Source organism: Klebsiella sp. BDA134-6 (assembly GCF_015601345.1).
GTDB classification, from domain to species: domain Bacteria; phylum Pseudomonadota; class Gammaproteobacteria; order Enterobacterales; family Enterobacteriaceae; genus Klebsiella; species Klebsiella grimontii.
In genome coordinates, this window is the sequence record NZ_CP064784.1 from 2,589,937 (window position 1) to 2,610,366 (window position 20,430).

Below are 20,430 nucleotides of genomic sequence, written 5' to 3' on the forward strand. Positions count from 1 at the left end.
TGCATGGATGATTTAACCCTGCGCTATTACGAAGCAGAGATGCGCTACCTGCGAGAAGCCGGTAAAGAGTTTGCCCTCGCCCATCCGGATCGGGCTGCGATGCTTAATCTAGATAAACCCGGCGCCCGCGATCCCTACGTGGAACGTCTGTTTGAAGGCTTTGCCTTCCTGATGGGTCGTCTGCGTGAAAAGCTGGATGATGACCTGCCGGAACTGACCGAAGGGCTCGTGAGTCTGTTGTGGCCGCACTATATGCGGACCATCCCGTCGCTGGCCATCGTTGAGTTCTCCCCTGACTGGCGTAGTCTGCGTCAGGCCGAAATGCTGGCGGAAGGCTTCTCCGTTCTGTCACGGCCTGTCGGGCCGCATAAAACCGCCTGTCAGTACCGGACGACCCGCGATGTACCGCTACAACCACTTCATCTTGCGGACGCGCGCCTGCACACGGAAACCGATGGCCGCTCTGCTATCCGTCTGCGCCTCGAATGCCCTGAAAAAGTGGACTGGAGTAAAGCCGGGATCGACAAGGTCGCCATATTCCTTAACGCAGAGAGTCCGGTTAGCTCTGCGCTGCATCTGGCAATGACCCGTCGCGTCCACGCCATGTATGCCCGCCATGCAGGGACATACACCGAACGTCATCAGTTTGATGGCTGGTGCAAACCCATGGGCTTTGACGACAATGACGGCCTGTGGAAGAAAGCAGATACAGCCTTCAGCGGTTACCAACTGCTGCTGGAGTATTTCAGCTTCCGTCCGAAATTTATGTTTGTGGAGCTGCGCGGTCTCGACACCATCGGACTCACTGAAGCCAGCTCCTGGTTTGAAATCGACATCGTGCTAAGTGAAGCCTGGTCATCCGATCTGCCTTTTGAAACGGAAAACTTCCGGCTGCACTGTGTACCAGTTATCAATCTCTTTACCCTGGAAGCCGATCCGCTGACCCTTGATCCACTGGAGAATGAATATCTGCTCAGGCCGTTGCGTCTTCAGGATGGTCACACCGAGATTTACAGTGTCGATAATATCCATGGCGCGGTGAAGAATGGCAAACACCCCTATGTGCCATTCACCAGCTTCCGGCACCGTGGCGGAATGATGCGCCACGATGCACCAGAGCGTTATTTCCATACCCGTGTGAAGCGGGGTCCCTCCGGGCTGTATGACACCTGGTTGATCCTCGGCGGCCGCTCGTTCGAACTGGAGCTGCTGTCTGAGAAACCAGAGTCGCTCTCGATGCGGATCACCGGTACCAATGGTCAGCTTCCGCGTAAGGCACTGGAAAGTACCCTGCTGGACAGGGTGGTCAAAACCGGGAAGGTGCCCGTCAGGGTACTGAACGTCACGGCACCGACGATGCCGCTGTATCCCCCTGCAAACGATCGTTTTCACTGGCGGGTGATGAGCCACCTCGGCTCAAACTTCCTCAGCATGATGGACAATCCTGAGGTTCTGCGGGGCACGCTGGCGCTGTACGATTGGACCAACGATGAAATGAACCGCCGTCGGCTCGACGCTATCGTCGCGGTGAAGCACACTCTGATCCGACGCTTTGAGAAGGGCTTTATGCTTCGGGGCGTGGACATAGAGGTCACGCTGAACATGGACAATTTTGCAGGCGAGGGCGATGTGAATTTCTTCGGCGAGATGCTGCATCGGTTCTTTGCGCTCTATGCGGATATTCACCTCTTTAACCAGCTCACGCTGGTGCTGCAACCGACAGGGAAACGACTGAGATGGCGCGAGAATCACAGCCAGCACGTACCGGGCTGACACTGGTCCTGAGCAAAGATATCTGGCGGGCCAATTTTTATCGTTTCTGCCAACTGCTGGAACAGGAAAATCCGGATGCGCCGAAACTGGGCACCACCAGCCATCCGGCCAACGATCCGGTACGATTCAGGCCCTGGCCTGGTATGGGATTCCCGGTCAGTACCCTGAAAGCGGTGGAGACCGACGAAGACAACCCGACATTGCCCCCAACGGTCCGTACGACATTTTTGGGGATGTATGGCGTGGACTCCCCTCTGCCAACGTCCTGGCTGGACGACATTGCGCAGCGCCGCGAAGGGCACGAGGCAGTCACCTCGTTTCTGGATATTTTCAGCCACCGCATCACCACCCAGTACTATCGGATCTGGCGAAAATACGCGTACCCGGCCACCTTCGAGGCAGGTGGCCGCGATGCCACATCTCAGTGTCTGCTGGGGCTGGTGGGACTCGGTATACCGGGAACGGCTGAGCAGGTGGCAACGCCGGTTTCCCGCTTTCTGGCCCTGCTGGGCACCATGCGATTACCCACCCGCAATGCAGAAGGCATCCGGGCCCTGGTGAGCCTGCTGGCACCGAATACCCGGGCAATTATCACCGAACCGGATCCGGTGAAGGTCCATATCGATAACCGTAGCGGGCTGGGTGCCGGAAAGCGCATCCGCCTTTCGCAGCGGGCCACGCTGGGCAAAACCGCAAAAGAAGCATGCAGCCGGGTACTGTTGACGCTGGAAACGAAAGATCCGGTCGAGGCGGAAGGCTGGTTGCCTGGTGGTTTGCTCCATACCGATTTGCTGGTTCTGTTACGCGTTTATCTCGGCTACCGCAGTGATGCCCGACTGCGTCTCACCGTCCCCGTTCGATTGCTGCCTGAGCCTCGCCTTGGCAAAGGCAGGCGCATTCAACTGGGTCGCACCGGTTTGCTCGGCCTGAAAGCAGGCAAACTCAGCAATAGCCGGGAGAGTCTCACCGTCAATCTGGGCTGCTATGAAGGGTTGCAATGCTCTGCTTTAACCCCCGCTGAAGACGGACATTACCGCTTCGACTAATCATCAATCATTCATTCTCCCCAAAATAATTCTGATTGCAGGAAGGCGGCAAACGCATGAGTCCCCGGGAGTATAGATAACTATGTGACCGGGGCGAGCGCGTGCAGCCAACGCATCTGCAATCAGAAGTATGAAGGGGATAAAAGGAACTTTTGAATGGCAACAATAACCCGCTGCTGGGCGCTAACGCTTATTGCCTGTAGCCTGCTCGCAGGCTGCGGTCTGACTCAGACCGTCACGGACGGTACGGTTAGCATCACGAAATCCATTTTCTACAAGAAAATTAAAACGCTGCATCTGGATTTTACCCCGCGCTCGGCCATCAACGCCGATGGCGCACAGACCCCGCTGGCGGCAATGGTGAGGGTCTGGCAGCTTAGGGATCGTAAAGCGGTTGATGCCGCCGATTACCAGACACTGCTGCGTAATGCCGATACGATACTTAAAGACGACGTACTGGCGTCAAAATCGCTGCTGGTGATGCCCAAAGGCAGCGTGACGCTCAATATGCCCATGGATGAAGACGCTCAGTTCGTGGCTGTGGTGGGACTGTTTAACCGCCCGGATCAGAAGGACAACCGCTGGCGCCTGGTGCTGACCCGTGACGACCTGGACCCGGACAAACCCCGCACGATTGAACTGGGTGATGGCTGGCTCAGCCTCGTGCCGGTGAAGGAGTGACGTGATGGATAACTGGTTAGCGCTTTTTGACGGACAGACCCGTTACTTTCTGGATATCAATGACAGTTCGGTGAAGCCGGATGTTCTGCGCTTTTACGGCAGGGAAGCACTGAGCGAACCCTTCCGGTGGGACATCGAGTTCACAACGCTTCAGGCGAACATCCCCCCGGAACAGGTGCTGATGAAATATGCCACCTTCCGGATGCGGAGCGGCAAAAGTGTTCACGGCATGGTGACCCGCCTGGAATGGCTGTCCACATCAAAAGACCAGTCTCACTACCGGCTCACGCTCAGTTCCCGCCTGGCGCTCCTGGGATACACCCGGCAGTGCGCCGTGTTTCAGAACCAGTCCGTTCCGGAAGTGGTGGAGCAGGTGCTGCGCAAGCACGGGCTGGAGGGAGCTGATTTTGACTTCCGCCTGGAGCGCACCTACCCGCCGCGTGAAATTATCACCCAGTGGCGGGAACCGGACCTGGAGTTTATGCGGCGCATTCTGTCCGAGGTGGGGATTTACTGGCGTACGGAGATGGACGACACCCGTGAGCTGGATACGTACATTTTTGCTGACAGCCAGCTTAACTACCGGTTTGATGTGCGCCTGCCGTACAGCGAGCCCTCGGGCCTGTTCGACGGCGCGGCAGAATCGGTCTGGGATGTGCGGACCTGGCACAACATCGCCACCGGCTCTGTCGTCACGCGGGATTACAACTACCGGACCGCCACCACGCCGATGGATGCGGCGGTGAGTGTGCGCAGTGATGCGGTCACCACCGGGGAGCATTACCGCTACGCGGCACCGTATCGTGAAGCGGGCGATGACGCCAGCCCGGAGCCGGAAACCGAATCCGGTGCATTTTATGCCCGGCTTCATCACGAGCGGGAGCTCAACAGGTCTGCCCGCATTCACCTGTTCAGCAATGCTGCACACCTCACACCCGGGCAGGTGCTGGAGCCGCAGGGTGACGTCATTACGGCCCTGAAAGAGGGTGTTGTCCTCACGCTCGTGACCTTCCGGGGTGCCCGTGATTCCCGTCTGCATGTGTCGCTATGGGGCATGCCTTACACCGAACGGTACTGTTTCCGCCCGGTGGAAATCCCGCGTCCGAAAATCCACGGCACGCTTCCGGCCCGGGTTGAGAGCCGGGAGAAGAACGATATCTACGCACACCTGGACGAACAGGGGCGCTACCGGGTGAAGCTCGACTTCGACCGGGAAGGGACGGAACCCGGGTACGGCTACCTGTGGCTGCGGATGGCGAAGCCGTATGCCGGAGACACGCTGGGCTGGCACACGCCGCTCATCGACGGGACCGAAGTGGCGATAGCGTACAGCAGTGGTGATATTGACCTACCGTACATCGCGTATGCGCTGCACGACTCGGAGCACCCGGACCACGTCACCCGCGACAACCCTACCCGTAACGTGTTACGCACACCAGCGAACAACAAGCTGCGGATGGAAGACAAGCGCGGTGAGGAGCACATCAAGCTCGCCACGGAATACGGCAAGACGCAGCTCAACAGCGGGAACCTGGTGGACAGCAAGGGGCAACTTCGCGGTCAGGGCACCGAGCTGCGCACCGATGAGTGGGGAACCCTGCGGGCAGGCAAGGGACTTTTTGTCGCTGCGGATGCGCAGGCGAAAGCCCAGGGTGAGGCCCTGGATATAGATGCCGCGCTGAAGGAAATCGACAGGCTTAATCAGCAGCTGCAGCAGCTGGAAATCGCCGCGGAACAGGCGCAGGCGCTGAAGGGGGATGTCGACAGCCAGATACAGATGTTCGAGCAGCGTCTTAAACCGCTCAATGAAGCGGTGCTTTTCTCGGCACCGGAAGGCATGGCTCTGACCAGCGGGGAAGATATGCAGCTGGCCGCTGGCCGGAACCTGGCGCTTAACGCCGGGGGCGATATCAGCGTCGGAACGATGGGCAATCTGACCACTCTGGCCGGAGAAAAGCTGGGGCTCTTTGCCCGTACCGGACAACTGAGCCTGAAATCCGGAGAAGGGCCAATCGATGTTCAGGCGCAAAACGCTAACATGCGGTTGTTTGCTGAGAAGAAGCTGACGCTGAGCTCAGCGAGTGACATCTCCTTTGCCGGAAAAAAACGTATCACGCTGATCGGCGGCGGAAGCTATCTGCGACTTGAGGCCGGGAAGGTCGAGTATGGTACGACGGCGTCGTATATGCGGAAGGTGAAGCGGACTATGGCGGCGGGGGCGGCGAGTATGGAACTTCCATTCAGAGAAAAAGGATTGTGCCTGAGCTGTTTGATAGACGCAGCAATGAATGGAACCCCTATTGTATTGAGGGGGAATTGATATGGCAGAACAACATTACGCACTTCGTGAATTTGCGCTACTGAGAGAAAAAAATGAATCTTTGAACTTATATGCTTTGGTGGATGGTATTCAGTTCGACCGTTTTTTTGATGAGCCGCTTAAAGAAGATAAAAACAGTCGCTCACTTTTCAGTTTACCCGAAGATAAGATCCTTGCCTTTGCCGGACCATGGTTGCTTCATGTGTCAAAATTGGCAAGAGAACATTTAGATAAGATCATTCAGTTGGAAAAAAAATATCCTGCGGTATCATGGATTATCAGTGAGCAACCTTTTGTAACATTTGCCTGTCATCTGGAATCTGTCCTGATGGTTTCATTGCCTACGAACGAGAGAGGATTATTTCGTTTTTACGATTGTCGAGTTCTGAAAATACTCCCTGAGATTTTGTCATCAGAGCAGTTTAATCAGTTAATGAAATATTCCTTGCGATGGTGCTTTCTCAGCGAAGGTCACATTATCAGTTATCCCAGAGATAAAGAAACCACGGAGGAATTATAATGAGCGAAAACTCATCATTAGACCCGACAACTATGCCGAACTGCACGGGTGAAATAGGAGAGCCTGCTGCCAGATGTAATCAGGAATTTACCCAACAAATTAAGCTTACTCCCATAGATGGTGAGACGGTCAGTCTTAATGGGATCCCATGGTCGGTTCATTTTGAAAAAGAAGAACACAACACCCACGGAAAAACTGATACTGAAGGAAAAACAGAGCGAATTAAGACATCGCAGCCTCAAAAATTCTTTGCGCTCGTTGGAAAGTTAGCAGAAGGATACCGTCGCAGAGGTAACAATTTCGGAACATTAAAGGAAGTTAATGAGCGAAAAATATCTCTTGTTACCGCACCAAAATATCCAGAGAGAGAGGTTCCATACTGTAGTGGATATGATTATATAACGGTAATATCGGCCAGGACCGCGCCCTGGTCAATGAACCCTAAAAATTTTTTTAGAGATAGCCCAGGAAATCAATATCGATTTATTAACTGTGGTTTGCGGCAGTTAAGGGAGTTTCCATTACCGACCACAGGAGATGATTCAATTCAACGCATTATGGTGGTTTTTAAACAGGGATACAACCAGTACGATATCCTTAAAATCAATGAGTATGCAGAGAAGCAAAGTTCCCGCGTTATATATGTAAAAAATAATAGCGAATTTGTCTCATTCTTGAATCAACGCAAGGAAAAGAGAAGACTCATTAAAAAAATGGTGTTTTTTTGTCATGGCATAATTGATTATGCGACGTTTCATTATCAGGGGGATGATGTTGATGAAGGATTATTTGGTACTGCTGAAATTAAAAGAGTATATGAATCTATTTTTGATTATGATGCCACAGTGGTTACTTATGCCTGTCGGGCTGGCATATCCGTTGATGGAGATGATTTGTCTGGAAAAGATGCAGGGCAAGAACAAAGTCCGGCACAGAAGATGGCTGATACGTGGGATGTGAAGGTAAACGCTTTTGAGATGCGCTCCAGTTATGTTGGGGTTTATGGGACTGCTAAAGAAATAGAATTAGCAAATGATTATGATAAGACAATACGGGTTTATAAAGAGGAATTATCAAAGTATGAAGAATCTTTAGCTCAGGGAAACAAAAATGCGGAACCACCGCAGAAACCTGATGACTATGATGAGAATGTCAGACGGAATATAGATATTAAAGAAAGGAATGCAAATGAGGACAATAATGGTGGTCCTATTGCACCCAATGGTTCCTGGCGTTTTCCGACGACAGGTAACACACCTATCGGGTTACAAAAAGGTTTGCAAATATATATTCCATTGGAATGGAGAGAGTCATGAAAAAAAGAAAGTGGGGAGTCTTAACTTTTATATTAATTTTAGTGGTTTTGAGCTATGGAGGATACTATATGAATCAACAACAATATCAAATGTATGTTCGAGTTACTCCAGATAGTGAGAACGATCCAGAGTGGCCGAGTAAGAAAAAGTGGTTTGATGCTAGTAAATGGATTAAAGATTCACATTATGTGAAAATTAATGATGCGTATTTGTTAAATGTTAGATATATACATATCGAGAAACTAAATGATTTCCGTATCACACTAACTTTGCAGGAGGCTATCAGGAGGTCGATTAACCTTGAACCAAAGTTATTGGATCTTTATAAAATGGATAATCAGATTTTTTTTCAAACTATGAAAGATAATATCTCTTGTGAGTATCTCAGAACGCAATTTGATGCCAAGACATTAACTCCAGTTAATGATTATTTTCTTTTTTTCTTCACTTATAAGGGTATTGATTATGAAGTGGAGGTATTAAGGGAACCATATGAAGATGGGTTTTCATTTCCTTATTCTGGCTTTGTTCATAAGGCCGGTTACTGGCATTCAACATCTCCGGCTCAATATTCTTACAGGGATTATATTGCAGGTAAAGTTATCAAGTAAGTTCATTTGTTATCAAGTGAGGCATTTTTATATTTCCGAGGATTTATTTTAATGGAATTCAGTGACGGTCAGGTTGATGTGCTAAAAAAAATATCTTTTGAAAGTTATATTGGCGAGCTCACTGAGCATTGCGGAGTTATTTTTCCGGAATTGATTTCCCTGTACAGAAAAGAGGATTTTCGTTCTTGTATTCAACTGGGCATCACTCTTGCGAGAAAAGCCGGTTACACTCAAAGAGGACCCATTCGTCTCTATATTGATATGATGATTATACTCGGGATGAACTTCGAGTGTGATCCGCTTTTTCAGTGGTTGAAAACGGAAGAGCAAAAAGTTCTCTCGCAGATAGAACGGAGCATAATGTGCTGTGGATTACTGGATGATTATCTTGCAAGAGTTTATGGGGTAAACGGATGTTTTTTTAAGAAGAGCCTAGAAAAATTTAAAGATTACAGTGTTAAATTCCTCCCCGAAAAAATAAGTTCCAGTAATGCAGAGCTACACGAATTATTAAGGGGTATTTATCCACAGCGGTATGATTTTGCTGGCTATGATGCTGTAAATGATTTAATTACTCTTTCAGGTGTGGGGTGTGAAAGATATAAACTGAAGCGAGATAGTCATAAAACATATTTGATTCTCATTATGTTTTTATTTGGTTGCTCATTTGAACAGGATGTTTTTCGTGGACATCTTATTACTGAACCATTAATGAAATATTTTAATAACGACGATATCAGCGGACACAATATTATTGTGTCGTCTTACGCCTCTTTTCAGGTTAATCATGGTTCGCATCAATAGTAATTTCATAACACCTCCATCACATCTCCACACTGGTGGGCGCTGACGCTTATTGCCTGTGGTCTGCTCGCAGGCTGCGGTCTGACTCAGACCGTCACGGACGGTACGGTCAGCCTCACGAAATCCATCTTTACAAGAAAATTAAAACGCTGCATCTGGATTTTACCCCGCGCTCGGCCATCAACGCCGATGGCGCACAGACCCCGCTGGCGGCAATGGTGAGGGTCTGGCAGCTCAGGGATCGTAAAGCGGTTGATGCCGCCGATTACCAGACACTGCTGCGTAATGCCGATACGATACTTAAAGACGACGTACTGGCGTCAAAATCGCTGCTGGTGATGCCCAAGGCAGCGTGACGCTCAATATGCCCATGGATGAAGACGCTCAGTTCGTGGCTGTGGTGGGACTGTTTAACCGCCCGGATCAGAAGGACAACCGCTGGCGCCTGGTGCTGACCCGTGACGACCTGGACCCGGACAAACCCCGCACGATTGAACTGGGTGAGGGCTGGCTCAGCCTCGTGCCGGTGAAGGAGTGACGTGATGGATAACTGTATGCCCATGGATGAAGACGCTCAGTTCCCGTCTGGCGCTCCTGGGATACACCCGACAGTGCGCGGTATATCAGAACCAGTCCGTTCCTGAGGTGGTTGAGCAGGTGCTGCGTAAACACGGTCTGAAAGGTCCTGATTTTGAATTCAGACTGGAGCATACATACCCGCCGCGTGAAATTATCACCCAGTGGCGGGAAACGGACCTGGAGTTTATCCGGCGCATTCTGTCCGAGGTGGGGATTTACTGGCGCACGGAGATGGACGGCACCCGTGAGCTGGATACGTACATTTTTGCCGACAGCCAGCTTAACTACCGGTTTGACGTGCGACTGCCGTACAGCGAGCCCTCGGGTCTGTTCGACGGCGCGGCAAATGCGTGATTGTTGATGAAGAAGTTGCGTTTGTCGGCGGTATTAACCTGGTCTACGGACGCTATGATAACCATTATGGTTTGCAGGCAAATGCAGACGGACGACAGGGGATGAATATGTACAATTCGTGCATCCCGCCTGTTTCGCGGCAAAGCAGTTACAACCCCATGGGGGTATATGTCATCCCGGCAGGGGGATTCCGGCGGGATAACCAGCAGGATGAACGGCAAAAAGCTGAGCGTCGGCAGGCTGACAGTGTACAGCACATTATCGATAACGTGCTCAGCCATCAGCACTTGCAGTCATCCGCCACGTCAAAGGACAGTACCTATCTGGAGCCGACGGTCCAGCCCCGGATGCCCTGGCAGGACTACCAAATGCAAATTGAAGGGCCTGCGGTTTATGACCTGGTGCGTAACTTTGTGTTTCGCTGGAACAGTTATCGTCACCCTTATCCGGATCATTCGCTGAAAACCTCTGTTCCTGAACTGGAGGTTGCGGTACTGATATCCGATACAGCCCATTGTTATACGGACCTGGATGGGACGGGCGTTGCTGCACCGACCCGAAACTTTGCGCGAGAATTGAGACAAAATGCATGGCGTAAATGGCTGGGCAGCGCAGCGGGAGAGTGTGCAGATGTGCTGGATAAACCGGCACTGAAAAAAGGCTGGGAGAAGATTCAGATGTTGGCGAAAAAAAATGCTGAGACCTATGAAATAGTGTTTGATTTTATTCCGAAAAATTATATTGACAGCCATCCCTATCCTGCTGAAATAACACCTTCTGTTTCTGATGCCGAAAGCACAAAAACTAATGAAATACCCGCCTCAATATGGCCAGTAATGAATACGGGTGACAAGATTAAAAGTTTTGTAAGGAGTAGCATGCCCTTCTCAGAGATTTTCTGGCGAAATTATAAATTTCAGAACGACGGTTCCCTGCATGCAATTAAAGGTTATTTCACTGCTCTGCCTATATACTGGACCGAAGGAGAGAATAACATGATTCGATATAATATGCGGCTCATTGCCAGCAATGCTGTATCTGCTGACGATACACAGCTGTTAGCGGATAACAGTGCCGGTGATAATAATGAGGTAAATCAGGCATGAAGGGACTACCATCACTTGTTATACTTGGTTGCCTTGTTTATTCTGATTGTATTATTGCACAGGAATGGAAGGGTGAGTGCATTGGTTATTATCAGTTGCTGTTGCCTGATGGCTTGGAGGTGGCTTTATATCCCGTGAATTTAATCATTGACCCACTCGAAAACCCAGCGTGGCAAAAAAACACGTTGGTGTCGCGTTATTTGTTTCCAAAAATATCTTTCGGTGAAAATCGATATCAGAGTAATGGTGACACAGTTCAGGCACAATTCTCAGTATTCCATTATGCAGATTATGACGTTGTAGTTTCCTCTGAAAACAAATCGACTATCGATTTGCTGAAATATGAAAAGGAATTTAAAGAGCGTACTGACAATCGAATACAGGACTACTGGGATAAAAGGAACCACAAATTATCAATGAAACTTCCAGTATTACCAAAAGATATTGCTGAAAGATCACTTGCGTACAGTATCGATAACTACGACAATGCTTTTTCAGCCACTGATTCGGGTGGTTATTCTTTATTTGTAAACAATGGCAACAGACTGTTTATTTTTAAAAAGGCAGATAAAGTACAATCACTTGATGAGCAACTGAACAAAAGCAGACCTGAGATGCTTTCATTGCTTAAACGTTTTCAGCCACGCAAACTCTACGAAGTTCCGGAAAAACAGGGGTTCTGTTTACCCTATGGTTTTATCGCCGGGGATTCCGGACATGAAAAACGCAATATGGCCGTCACTTACCGTCTGAAAAATCACCCAGATGTGACCATATTTTTCCAGGACCTGGGGATGATGAATCCGCAGGCAGGAGAAGAAGACGACCTGAATGAGAAGGATTACATGGCCTGGCTGTGGAGCTGGGATTTCCAAGCGGGAGCAACTTCAAAAGAGCTGATAAAACCAAAGTGGCGCTCAATTAAGATGGATGGTCGTGACGGGACCGGAACTTTTGTTAAAGGCACATACAAAAATGTTCCAGTATATGACTATAAAGGTCATGTGAGTAACCGGCTGAATTATATTAACTATGGCTATGCGGCTTATGTGCAGGGCAATCATAAAGCCAGAAACCTGGAACCAGATTTACTGCTCTATGTTATGCAGGACAGCCGTCGGCTTAAAAATCAGCCGCCAATGGATAAGGACGAAATAGAAAAAATGGCTGAACATATTATCAGTTCGATTAAGAGAAGGTAATCCATTGATTATTAGCTCCGCAATTTTCTTTTCCTTTATTTTCACCCAGTACTACTCTTATGACGCGAGTCTATCAGCTCAGGGATCGTAAAGCGGTTGATGACGCCGATTACCAGACACTGCTGCGCAAGGTCGATACGGTACTTAAGGACGACGTACTGGCATCAAAAGAGCTGCTAAAATGCTGAGACCTATGAAATAGTGTTTGATTTTATTCTGAAAAATTATATTGACAGCAATCCCTATCCTGCTGAAATAACACCTTCGGTTTCTGATACCGAAAGTACAAAACTAATGAAATACCCGCCTCAATATGGCCAGTAATGAACACGGGTGACAAGATTAAAAGCTTTGTAAGGAGTAGCATGCCCTTCTCAGAGATTTTCTGGCGAAATTATAAATTTCAGAACAACGGTTCCCTGCATGCAATTAAAGGTTATTTCACTGCTCTGCCTATATACTGGACCGAAGGAGAGAATAACATCATTCGATATAATATGCGACTCATTGCCAGCAATGCTGTATCTGCTGACGATACACAGCTGTTAGCGGATAACAGTGCCGGTGATAATAATGAGGTAAATCAGGCATGAAGGGACTACCACCACTTGTTATACTTGGTTGCCTTGTTTATTCTGATTGTATTACAAATTAATTGTGACATAATTAAAATATCATGGGCAATTCAATATGAACAGGTTAAAAATGGAATAAACGAACTCTCCCGTATATGGAAAAGTGAAAAACGCATTAAGCGGTTGAAGTTTCAATTAGGTAAGAAAGGTTCGCTTGAAAAAGAGGATATTGCGCTGGGTTATTCTGAACATATCAAGGAGCTTGATGCGAATGCCCAGGTCAACATCTTAGTAATTGGTAGCAAGTTCGATACTGTGAATGAATGGTATGGTGCTAAGGAGAACTCTACTTTGAAAGTATGCATTCGTGGAAAAACAAGTAAAAGTGGAAGTGAGAATATATTTACCGTCGATAAATTAGGATTTTATCTCAAAGACACATATGATTTTGTTGACGAAGGCAAGACTCCAGAACCACTTGGCATTTGGAGTAAAAACAGAATATTAGACAAAACAGAATCCGCATTATAATATGTCAACTTATTTATCTGGCGTTTGGGGCGTATTGGCAAGAGATTTTACTGGTTTTGTTCCAGTTTTCAACGCGGACTTTAGAAAATGGCAGACTAAGCATAACACTGGAGGTGATTTTATAGTGCTTTCAGATGTTTTATGGCTGGAGCCCTTACCAAAGGATAAGGTGATTGTTTTATGATGAAGCGAGTTTCTAGTGCGTTATTTATCGTGGTATTATTGGTTGCATGGATCATTCTACCATCAACAATTATTTCTTCTTCATATTCAAAAGTATTTGAGATTAATAGCCCTGACAATGAATATAAAGTAATTGTTTACCATGGAGGAATAATTTCCCCTATGTCACTTTATAAGTACTTAAAGGATGAGGATTATTTTTTCATTATTTACAATGCATCCGGTGAGGTGGTTTTTAAACCATCACCGTATTATGGTACTTCCAACATGGGAGCATATGACGGTATAGAATTCCAGTACGGTGATAGCCATTCTTTACTTTACCCAGGACCAGAAGGCTATGAATCATACGAATTCACTAAGTGACATAAATCCGTAAACATGGAGATAATTAGGGGCAATATATGATTTTCAATATTAGTTTAAGAAGTGATCAATCATTCCGGATCGTTTCCTGAGGTCAAAATACCCGATAGAAAATTCCCATCTTTATAGGAAATTCTTACTGGCAATAGTTGGAAAAATATGAAATTTGGGAAAAATAAAACCGTTGCAGTAAATATTTTAATTGCAGTCCTTGGATGCATTTTTGTTGTCACTGCCCATTATTTCGGCTACAAATGGCATATGGATCATTTCACACTTCGAAGTAGAGGTGTCGGTCTTGGATTTGTAATGTTATACATGCGGTATATTATTATTTCAATAATATTTCTCTCAGCCTTCATTAAACTAAAATATCCATCCTTGGCGTGGCTTTTGTATTTGTGTTTTATACATGGTATGGAACAAATCCACTTCGTGTAATGTTGATGTTTGGTTCCTCATTATCCGGTTACGCCATAATTATTTTTGCAAAAAATTAAAAGAAATATTGAGTAATTCCTATCCCTTAGGACCTAAGCCTCTATCATTTAAAATAATTCGATATGTTATGAATCAAAAAACGCCCTCCTTATATGAAATTCTTACTGGCAACTTTACAGGGGATCTTCCCCTTGAAGTTGTAAACGAAGAAGACCAGGTCATTTTATCTGTACTGGATAACATCCAGCGAATTTTGAACGCCCGTGCCGGAACCATAAGCCATTTACCAGATTATGGTTTGCCCGATATGACCAAAATTCTGCAAGGCATGCCTGGAACTGCCCACGAGCTGATCGATACGCTGGCGGCTGTTCTGCTCAAATACGAACCCCGTTTGCAGTCACTCAATGTCACCTTACTCGAACAGCAAGTGCCTGGAGAATTGCGCTACGCCATTGATGCGGAACTGAGAGGCATAGGACTTGTACGGTATGGCACTGAGTTTATGCCTGAAGGTAAGGTACTGATCAGGCATCTGAAACAACGGCAGTATCTTGATGTCCGTTCCGCAATATAGTTCTGACTCTGGCTGAAACCATCATGACGACACATCCTGAGCGCTGCCTTAAAACCGGCGGTGACCCGCGTACGTTAGCGGATTACGCCGCGTTGCGCGATGAAATGAATAAACTGAGCCATCCGGCGCGCCCGGATGTCAACTGGCAGTACGCGGAAAAGCTCTGCTTGTCGCTGTTTGAACACAACGGCGTGGAACTGCAGACCGCCGCCTGGTACATACTAGCCCGCACGCAGTTGGCCGGGCTGTACGGTCTGAACGAAGGGCTGGCGATACTGGAAGCGCTGGTCGCCCGTCAGTGGGGCAATATGTGGCCGCAGCAGACGACTGCGCGAATGAAAATACTCAGTTCACTCAGTAAACGGCTGCAGCTGGCGATGCGTACTCTGTCCCTGAACTCTAACGATCTGAGCCAGCTTTACCAGGCCGAAGCGCACCTGACAGCTCTGGATGATGTGCTGCAGCGCCTGGAACTCAAACATGTCAGCCAGCTCAATGCCCTGTATACCCTGATGCACAACGTGGCGGTGCGGCTGGAAGACAGAGAAAATATAGAGGAGACCGTGTTGCGAACGAGCGCCACTACGCCTGAACCTTCATGCGACAGCCTCCCTGAACCGACCGAGCAGGTGAAATGGGTCTATGTCGCCGAGCCGGCACCGCAGACGGAAGCTGACGCGGTAACGGCATTGCCGCCGCCCGCGAAGCCCTGGAAACCCTTTGCCGCCGGGATGCTGACCATGATAGTGCTGGCCGGAGCCGCGGCGGGAGGATGGCTGGCAATGCATCCGTCCGAGACGGCCCAGCGGCAGTTTACCGCTATGCTTACTCCATTACCCGCGGCGCTTTCAGCCGAGCAGCTACGGTCGCTGCGACAACGCTCCCCTTCGCCGGAGACAGGTATAAAACAAACGCAGCAGCGGCTGGCGCAGCTTTTGCAGCTAAAACCGGACTGGGCCCTTGATTATGGCGACCATCTGGCGCAGCAGGCGCTGACATTATGGCCGGAACAGGCGAAACCGCTGGCGCGGCAATGGCAACAGCAGGTCAGCGCCGCCGCACTTCCCGCGGAGAATCTCAACGGCTGGCACCAGGGAATGATGCAGCTACAGCAGTTGACGAACCGGCTTAACGCGCTAGATGAGCAGAAGGGGGGGTATATTACGGTGAGTGAACTGAAGTCGGCGGTGTTTGCCATAACGCAGTCGTTCAGCCGGACCGTTCCGGCGGAAGAGCAGCTGCGGCAGCTGTCAGAACAGCCGCACAATCAGCCAGGGGCTTCGGCGCAGCAGAGCCAGACGGAACAACACCTGCAGCAACTGATTGCCCGCTATGCCGCGTTGAAACAAAAAAAATCGGCGGAATAACCCCGGGATCGCATCCGCCGTTATATTTTTTTCTACAGATAATCTACGAAAAGCATCCGGGATATCCATTCTGCGGCCAGAACGGCCCCCGCAACACCCGGAACCGGCGCGGCCTGTCGCGCCAGTTCCTCATTTCACATCCCCGGTCAGGGCTATCTAATAACCACGTAATTCACTGGCTTCCCAACTGTAAGCGTCACTGGCGATTAACGTATCGCCCAGCTCCTGGTAATCGAAATGATAAAACTCAGCGCTGGCGTCATAACCGGAGTAGTCGACTGCCGCAAGGCCAACAAACGCCCCGGTAAAGAACCCGCCGTAGCTTTGCAGAACATAATCATCCGAAAGGATCGCAGCATCTAACCTGACGGGGATTTCAGTGAATTCAACTCCATCAAAGCTATATTCATAGCTATACGTTTCTTTCCTGACCTTCGTGCGGAACCAGACTTCTTCAATATGTTCCGGGACCTTGATGGCGTCATCTTTTAAATATGATGTATATTTCCCGCGGTTATTCTCACCTAATTCAATGACCTTGCCGTTAATTTCATTCCAGGTAATGAACACAAAACTCCAGTGACGATCGTTATAGTAGTTTGTTAATCCTGCCATTTGCTGGTAGTTAAATGGATTAAATTTGACTTTAACTTTCGCGTCAAAATAGAAGGCCTGCCAGCGGCGGGCAATCAGCGACAGGTCGTGCGTATTCGCTAAAGAGCCCTGGCCAATTAACGTTAGCTTGCCATCGCCTGTGGTCCCCATTTTTTCTGTGAACGGCACTCGCAGGGTATTCCAGTTTCGATCGAGCGTCGCCGTTGTAAAGTCGTCGTGCTGGCTACGGTCTTCCGGGCTTTCGGTATAAATGGCATCTTTTGGACCCTCGACAAACGTTTTTCCGCCGTGGCCACCTTCAATACGCGGCCAGCCATCTTCATCCCAATACACCTTTTGAATAGCCGTTTCTCTACCCAGCGTTGACCAGCCGCGAGGATCGTAGACTGACTCACCCGGGCGATTCCACGGACGCGCGCAGAGCGAGGCATAGTACCACTCCCCACCGGGGGTAGAAACTAAGGCGCCGTGTCCTTGCTTTTGGATATAGCTGTCTGGCGTATCGACGTTGGTTAAGAAGACCTCACCAGGCTCGGTTTCAAAGCTGTTGGCGTCTAAGGTCTTAGAACGCGCAACCACTTCCTGGTGCGTAAATACGGTGCCGCCCTGGGCGGCAAAAAGATAATAATAGCCGTTCAGTTTATAAAGATGCGGCCCCTCAACAAGCGCAACGGCAGTGCCGCGGTAAATAGTACGCGCGGTTTCTGGTCTTAATTTCAGGGTCCGGGTATCCAGTTCGGTTAAGGTGATGCCGTCAAAGGGATGGTGGTACTCACGATGATCCCAGGTTTGCTGCACGATATATTTACGCCCATCATCGTCATGGAATAGTGAAGCATCAAAACCTACGCCGTTGAGCTTGATGGGATCCGTCCATGGGCCGCGAATATCGGTTGCGGTGGTCAGATAGTTGGTCATGTCTTTAAAGGCGCCTTCGGTGACTTTGACGTCGGTATACACCAACCAAAATTGACCATCCGCATATGAGAGCGCCGGCGCCCAAATACCGCCTGATGAAGGATTGCCTTTCATATTCAGCAGGGTGGCCGTTGACAATGGCGAAGGGAGAAGATTCCAGTGCTCCAGGTCTTTTGACTCATGTAAACGAACGCCCGGGAACCACTCGAACGTCGAGTTGGCGATATAGTAGGTATCTTTCACGCGGATAATACTTGGGTCGGCATTAAACCCACGTAAAATAGGGTTTTGAATAAGAGACATATCATTACACCTTTTTAAAATGAAAAGTGACTTAATGGCTGGATTTATAATTTTTAGCTACACGCGTATCTCATCAAGCTGACGGTTGATATCGTTAACGTTTTTGTCAGAGATGGGATAAACCTGAATGATGATCATCGATATAATGGCTAACGCGATAGGGATCCATACCGCGGTCATAATGATCCCGTCGATAGCGCTGGCGCTTTGCTGGGCGCCGGTTTCATTAAAGCCGTAAACGGCCAGTAACCACAGCGGAATCGCGCCGCCGATAGTAAAGCCGATTTTGAAAAAGAGCCCCATAATGGCATTAATGATCGCCGCATTTCGCTTGCCAGATTTTAATTCGCCGTACGCAATCACTTCAGGAACCAGCGCCCACATAAAGCCGGTCGCCGAGGTCAAGCCCCACTGTTTAATGAAGGTCGCGATGTAAGCAAGCCAAAGCGCATCGTGCATGCCCTCCCGTGACCAGACGTAAGTCAGTAATTCACCGACAATAAACATGGCCAGAAAAATGTGGAAGAACCCTTTTTTACCAAAAATTTTCTTGAGTTTGGGCCAGAAAATAGGGAAGGCAATGCCCGGAATCGAGGCAACAAGGCCGACGGCCCCCATCCACTCTGAATGACCCACAACGTACTGATTAAAAAAGCCGTTAACCGTGTTCATGAAAAACATGAAGGTAAATGCCAGCATGAAAAACAGCCCGAGAATAACCAGCGGACGATTATGTTTAAGTTCAAGGAACAGATCGGTCGTTTTGACGTTGGCAGTCTGTTCTGCCGTTGCAACAACGCGTTCTTTGGTGAATTTATAGCAGATGAAAAGCGCCGCAGCGCCGATTAGCATATAAACGGAGTAAACGCCGAACCAGGCGTAGTTCGCTGATGGATCGGTATAGTTTCCCAGATTGAGCTCAATGCCAAAAAAACCGGTGTCCTTAAGGCTACGATCTTTTGGCGAGGCCATTTGTACAAACATCGGGAACAGGGTATAGACAAGAAGGTTCGCGCTATTGGCCAGCATCATGCGGGTACTGGTGAGTTTATCAATCGATTCCGGATCCCTGGTCAGGGACGCGTTAAGAGAACCATAAGGAATATTCACCACCGAATAAACTAAATCCAGAGCCAAATAGACGATAAAAGCAAAAGGGACTGAACCTCGGACGCCAGGAATGGGAGCAAAAAGTAACGCGGAAAGGATCACCAGCGGCACGCCGGCTCTTAACAGCCAGGGACGGTATTTACCTGCTTTTGACGTTCTTTTGTCTACATACGTACCAACCATTGGATCCCAAAAGACATTGATGATTCGGACAAAAAGAAATATAAACCCAGCCGTTGCCGTGCTGATGGTATTTACCGTCAGCATGTGAAGAGCAAGAAAGCCGCCTATTGTGCCAAAGACCAGGTTTTGAGCGAAGTCGCCCATCCCATAACCAATACGTTCCCCGCGCGTTAATTTATGATATTCGTCATGGCGGCTTTGCATTATGTTTTTACTCATTCTGAGCAGACTCCGGTGTGTTGTGTGGATGTGTAACAATTTCTGACATAAATGATCTCGAAGAATCCATTACGTTTTTAAATTAATTTATTATGTTTTTTTACTTCTGTGATCATCGAAGCAAATACCCATCAAGACTATCTTGTCTCTCTTGTTGACTAACGATTCACAAGCTATATCCCGATAGATTCAGGGCGCGAAAAAATCATTTTTATTTTATTTTTTCTCTCCTGGTCACCCGAAGAAATGTACTTTATAGGGTTCTCCTGGCGTTGAGTAAATAGCGCTAATATTTGCGAGATGGCTCACATTTGAGCATTTTCTTAATCGCTGAGTGAAATAACGTAATTGAGCAACCGGCCAGGAGAATAGAGGATGTGTCACAGTTGTTAAATTTTGGCTTCATAAATTATGGGGTTTATCATGCAATTTTATGCTGAGTGGGACGCAGGTAGTGGTTTTACACATCCACTCGACGGTGCCGGGGCGGCGGCCAACGCCGCGCCGTTCCTGTTTTTCACGGCAATAGTGCAGGTCGCTGGCGCCATCAATGCTGTCCGCCGCCTGGAGGCAAAAGGTGGTGTCGTGAGTAGGGAGGCCGTCGCCAGCTGCTGAAACAACGACGCTAATTAATGGCGCATGCCTGGGGCAATCAATACCACCGCTGCTGGCCCGTGAATTATCCAAAGTGATAATTTACCCGGGTGGCCGCTAATTATTAAATAATGCG

At 48.7% G+C, this 20,430-nt stretch carries 19 protein-coding genes and 3 pseudogenes; 19 read left to right on the forward strand and 3 right to left on the reverse strand.

Translation table 11 applies throughout. The features are described from left to right. Positions 1-3 precede the first annotated feature (3 nt). The 19 genes and pseudogenes from tssF to IYV58_RS11975 all read left to right on the forward strand — a co-directional run bounded on the left by tssF (position 4) and on the right by IYV58_RS11975 (position 16,352). Positions 4-1,773: a type VI secretion system baseplate subunit TssF gene (tssF, locus tag IYV58_RS11880; protein WP_142445343.1), complete on the forward strand. Its 1,770-nt coding sequence runs from the start codon at positions 4-6 to the stop codon at positions 1,771-1,773. Next, positions 1,737-2,819 carry a type VI secretion system baseplate subunit TssG gene (tssG, locus tag IYV58_RS11885; RefSeq protein WP_142445342.1) on the forward strand — a complete coding sequence of 361 codons (1,083 nt, stop codon included), beginning with the start codon at positions 1,737-1,739 and terminating at the stop codon, positions 2,817-2,819. The genes tssF and tssG overlap by 37 nt, the downstream gene beginning before the upstream one ends. Before the next feature lie 156 nt (positions 2,820-2,975). Beyond that, a complete protein-coding gene (tssJ, locus tag IYV58_RS11890) occupies positions 2,976-3,500 on the forward strand; it encodes a type VI secretion system lipoprotein TssJ (protein ID WP_142445341.1) in 525 nt (174 codons plus the stop codon). A 4-nt stretch (positions 3,501-3,504) separates the two neighbouring features. Continuing rightward, a complete protein-coding gene (locus IYV58_RS11895; RefSeq protein ID WP_195729628.1) occupies positions 3,505-5,820 on the forward strand; it encodes a type VI secretion system Vgr family protein in 2,316 nt (771 codons plus the stop codon). 1 nt (position 5,821) lies between these two features. Beyond that, entirely contained in the window at positions 5,822-6,340 is a 519-nt protein-coding gene (locus IYV58_RS11900) for a DUF4123 domain-containing protein (protein WP_170100372.1), read from the forward strand. Beyond that, entirely contained in the window at positions 6,340-7,656 is a 1,317-nt protein-coding gene (locus IYV58_RS28305; RefSeq protein ID WP_227676912.1) for a hypothetical protein, read from the forward strand. The genes IYV58_RS11900 and IYV58_RS28305 overlap by 1 nt, the downstream gene beginning before the upstream one ends. A 68-nt stretch (positions 7,657-7,724) precedes the next feature. Next, complete coding sequence (locus tag IYV58_RS11915) at positions 7,725-8,267, forward strand: hypothetical protein (protein ID WP_087829309.1); 543 nt, start codon at positions 7,725-7,727, stop codon at positions 8,265-8,267. A 51-nt stretch (positions 8,268-8,318) separates the two neighbouring features. Further along, complete coding sequence (locus tag IYV58_RS11920; RefSeq protein ID WP_195729629.1) at positions 8,319-9,071, forward strand: hypothetical protein; 753 nt, start codon at positions 8,319-8,321, stop codon at positions 9,069-9,071. Positions 9,072-9,089: 18 nt separating this feature from the next. Beyond that, a pseudogene (gene tssJ / locus IYV58_RS11925) lies at positions 9,090-9,609 on the forward strand (type VI secretion system lipoprotein TssJ). 32 nt (positions 9,610-9,641) lie between these two features. Then, a pseudogene (locus tag IYV58_RS11930) lies at positions 9,642-10,001 on the forward strand (contractile injection system protein, VgrG/Pvc8 family); the annotation flags it as partial. Continuing rightward, the gene (locus tag IYV58_RS11935; protein WP_227676913.1) at positions 10,001-11,110 is read left to right on the forward strand and encodes a hypothetical protein; all 1,110 of its coding nucleotides are present in this window, start codon (positions 10,001-10,003) and stop codon (positions 11,108-11,110) included. The pseudogene IYV58_RS11930 and the gene IYV58_RS11935, both read left to right, overlap by 1 nt. Next, complete coding sequence (locus tag IYV58_RS11940) at positions 11,107-12,312, forward strand: T6SS immunity protein Tli4 family protein (RefSeq protein ID WP_195729630.1); 1,206 nt, start codon at positions 11,107-11,109, stop codon at positions 12,310-12,312. The genes IYV58_RS11935 and IYV58_RS11940 overlap by 4 nt, the downstream gene beginning before the upstream one ends. Before the next feature lie 59 nt (positions 12,313-12,371). Continuing rightward, positions 12,372-12,491: pseudogene (locus IYV58_RS11945) on the forward strand (type VI secretion lipoprotein TssJ); the annotation flags it as partial. A gap of 186 nt (positions 12,492-12,677) precedes the next feature. After that, positions 12,678-12,905 (forward strand): hypothetical protein, encoded by a 228-nt coding sequence (locus tag IYV58_RS11950; RefSeq protein WP_195729631.1) that lies wholly within the window; start codon positions 12,678-12,680, stop codon positions 12,903-12,905. Between the two features lie 15 nt (positions 12,906-12,920). Beyond that, entirely contained in the window at positions 12,921-13,418 is a 498-nt protein-coding gene (locus IYV58_RS11955; RefSeq protein ID WP_170100377.1) for a DUF6402 family protein, read from the forward strand. A 1-nt stretch (position 13,419) separates the two neighbouring features. Next, positions 13,420-13,602, forward strand: a complete 183-nt coding sequence (locus IYV58_RS28470) for a DUF6402 family protein (protein ID WP_087829218.1) — start codon at positions 13,420-13,422, stop codon at positions 13,600-13,602. Next, on the forward strand, positions 13,599-13,967 hold the full coding sequence (locus tag IYV58_RS11965; protein WP_170100378.1) for a DUF6201 family protein: 369 nt from the start codon (positions 13,599-13,601) through the stop codon (positions 13,965-13,967). The genes IYV58_RS28470 and IYV58_RS11965 overlap by 4 nt, the downstream gene beginning before the upstream one ends. Positions 13,968-14,535: 568 nt before the next feature. Beyond that, positions 14,536-14,985, forward strand: coding sequence for a type VI secretion system baseplate subunit TssE (gene tssE / locus IYV58_RS11970; protein WP_087829216.1), 450 nt, complete (start codon positions 14,536-14,538; stop codon positions 14,983-14,985). Between the two features lie 23 nt (positions 14,986-15,008). Next, positions 15,009-16,352 (forward strand): VasL domain-containing protein, encoded by a 1,344-nt coding sequence (locus tag IYV58_RS11975; protein WP_195729632.1) that lies wholly within the window; start codon positions 15,009-15,011, stop codon positions 16,350-16,352. 156 nt (positions 16,353-16,508) lie between these two features. On the opposite strand, the gene IYV58_RS11980 is transcribed toward IYV58_RS11975, so the two are convergent. From IYV58_RS11980 to IYV58_RS11990, 3 genes are all read right to left on the reverse strand, one after another. Further along, entirely contained in the window at positions 16,509-18,188 is a 1,680-nt protein-coding gene (locus tag IYV58_RS11980; RefSeq protein ID WP_142473387.1) for a glycoside hydrolase family 43 protein, read from the reverse strand. Positions 18,189-18,245: 57 nt separating this feature from the next. After that, entirely contained in the window at positions 18,246-19,685 is a 1,440-nt protein-coding gene (locus tag IYV58_RS11985; protein WP_177447572.1) for an MFS transporter, read from the reverse strand. Between the two features lie 417 nt (positions 19,686-20,102). After that, the gene (locus IYV58_RS11990) at positions 20,103-20,387 is read right to left on the reverse strand and encodes a hypothetical protein (protein WP_195729633.1); all 285 of its coding nucleotides are present in this window, start codon (positions 20,385-20,387) and stop codon (positions 20,103-20,105) included. Between the last annotated feature and the right edge of the window lie 43 nt (positions 20,388-20,430).

Coding starts and splice junctions, on each gene's coding strand:
- tssF (WP_142445343.1), top strand. CDS start 4: ATGGATGATTTAACCCTGCGCTATTACGAAGCAGAGATGCGCTACCTG.
- tssG (WP_142445342.1), top strand. CDS start 1,737: ATGGCGCGAGAATCACAGCCAGCACGTACCGGGCTGACACTGGTCCTG.
- tssJ (WP_142445341.1), top strand. CDS start 2,976: ATGGCAACAATAACCCGCTGCTGGGCGCTAACGCTTATTGCCTGTAGC.
- IYV58_RS11895 (WP_195729628.1), top strand. CDS start 3,505: ATGGATAACTGGTTAGCGCTTTTTGACGGACAGACCCGTTACTTTCTG.
- IYV58_RS11900 (WP_170100372.1), top strand. CDS start 5,822: ATGGCAGAACAACATTACGCACTTCGTGAATTTGCGCTACTGAGAGAA.
- IYV58_RS28305 (WP_227676912.1), top strand. CDS start 6,340: ATGAGCGAAAACTCATCATTAGACCCGACAACTATGCCGAACTGCACG.
- IYV58_RS11915 (WP_087829309.1), top strand. CDS start 7,725: ATGAATCAACAACAATATCAAATGTATGTTCGAGTTACTCCAGATAGT.
- IYV58_RS11920 (WP_195729629.1), top strand. CDS start 8,319: ATGGAATTCAGTGACGGTCAGGTTGATGTGCTAAAAAAAATATCTTTT.
- IYV58_RS11940 (WP_195729630.1), top strand. CDS start 11,107: ATGAAGGGACTACCATCACTTGTTATACTTGGTTGCCTTGTTTATTCT.
- IYV58_RS11950 (WP_195729631.1), top strand. CDS start 12,678: ATGCCCTTCTCAGAGATTTTCTGGCGAAATTATAAATTTCAGAACAAC.
- IYV58_RS28470 (WP_087829218.1), top strand. CDS start 13,420: ATGTCAACTTATTTATCTGGCGTTTGGGGCGTATTGGCAAGAGATTTT.
- IYV58_RS11965 (WP_170100378.1), top strand. CDS start 13,599: ATGATGAAGCGAGTTTCTAGTGCGTTATTTATCGTGGTATTATTGGTT.
- tssE (WP_087829216.1), top strand. CDS start 14,536: ATGAATCAAAAAACGCCCTCCTTATATGAAATTCTTACTGGCAACTTT.
- IYV58_RS11975 (WP_195729632.1), top strand. CDS start 15,009: ATGACGACACATCCTGAGCGCTGCCTTAAAACCGGCGGTGACCCGCGT.
- IYV58_RS11980 (WP_142473387.1), bottom strand. CDS start 18,188: ATGTCTCTTATTCAAAACCCTATTTTACGTGGGTTTAATGCCGACCCA.
- IYV58_RS11985 (WP_177447572.1), bottom strand. CDS start 19,685: ATGCAAAGCCGCCATGACGAATATCATAAATTAACGCGCGGGGAACGT.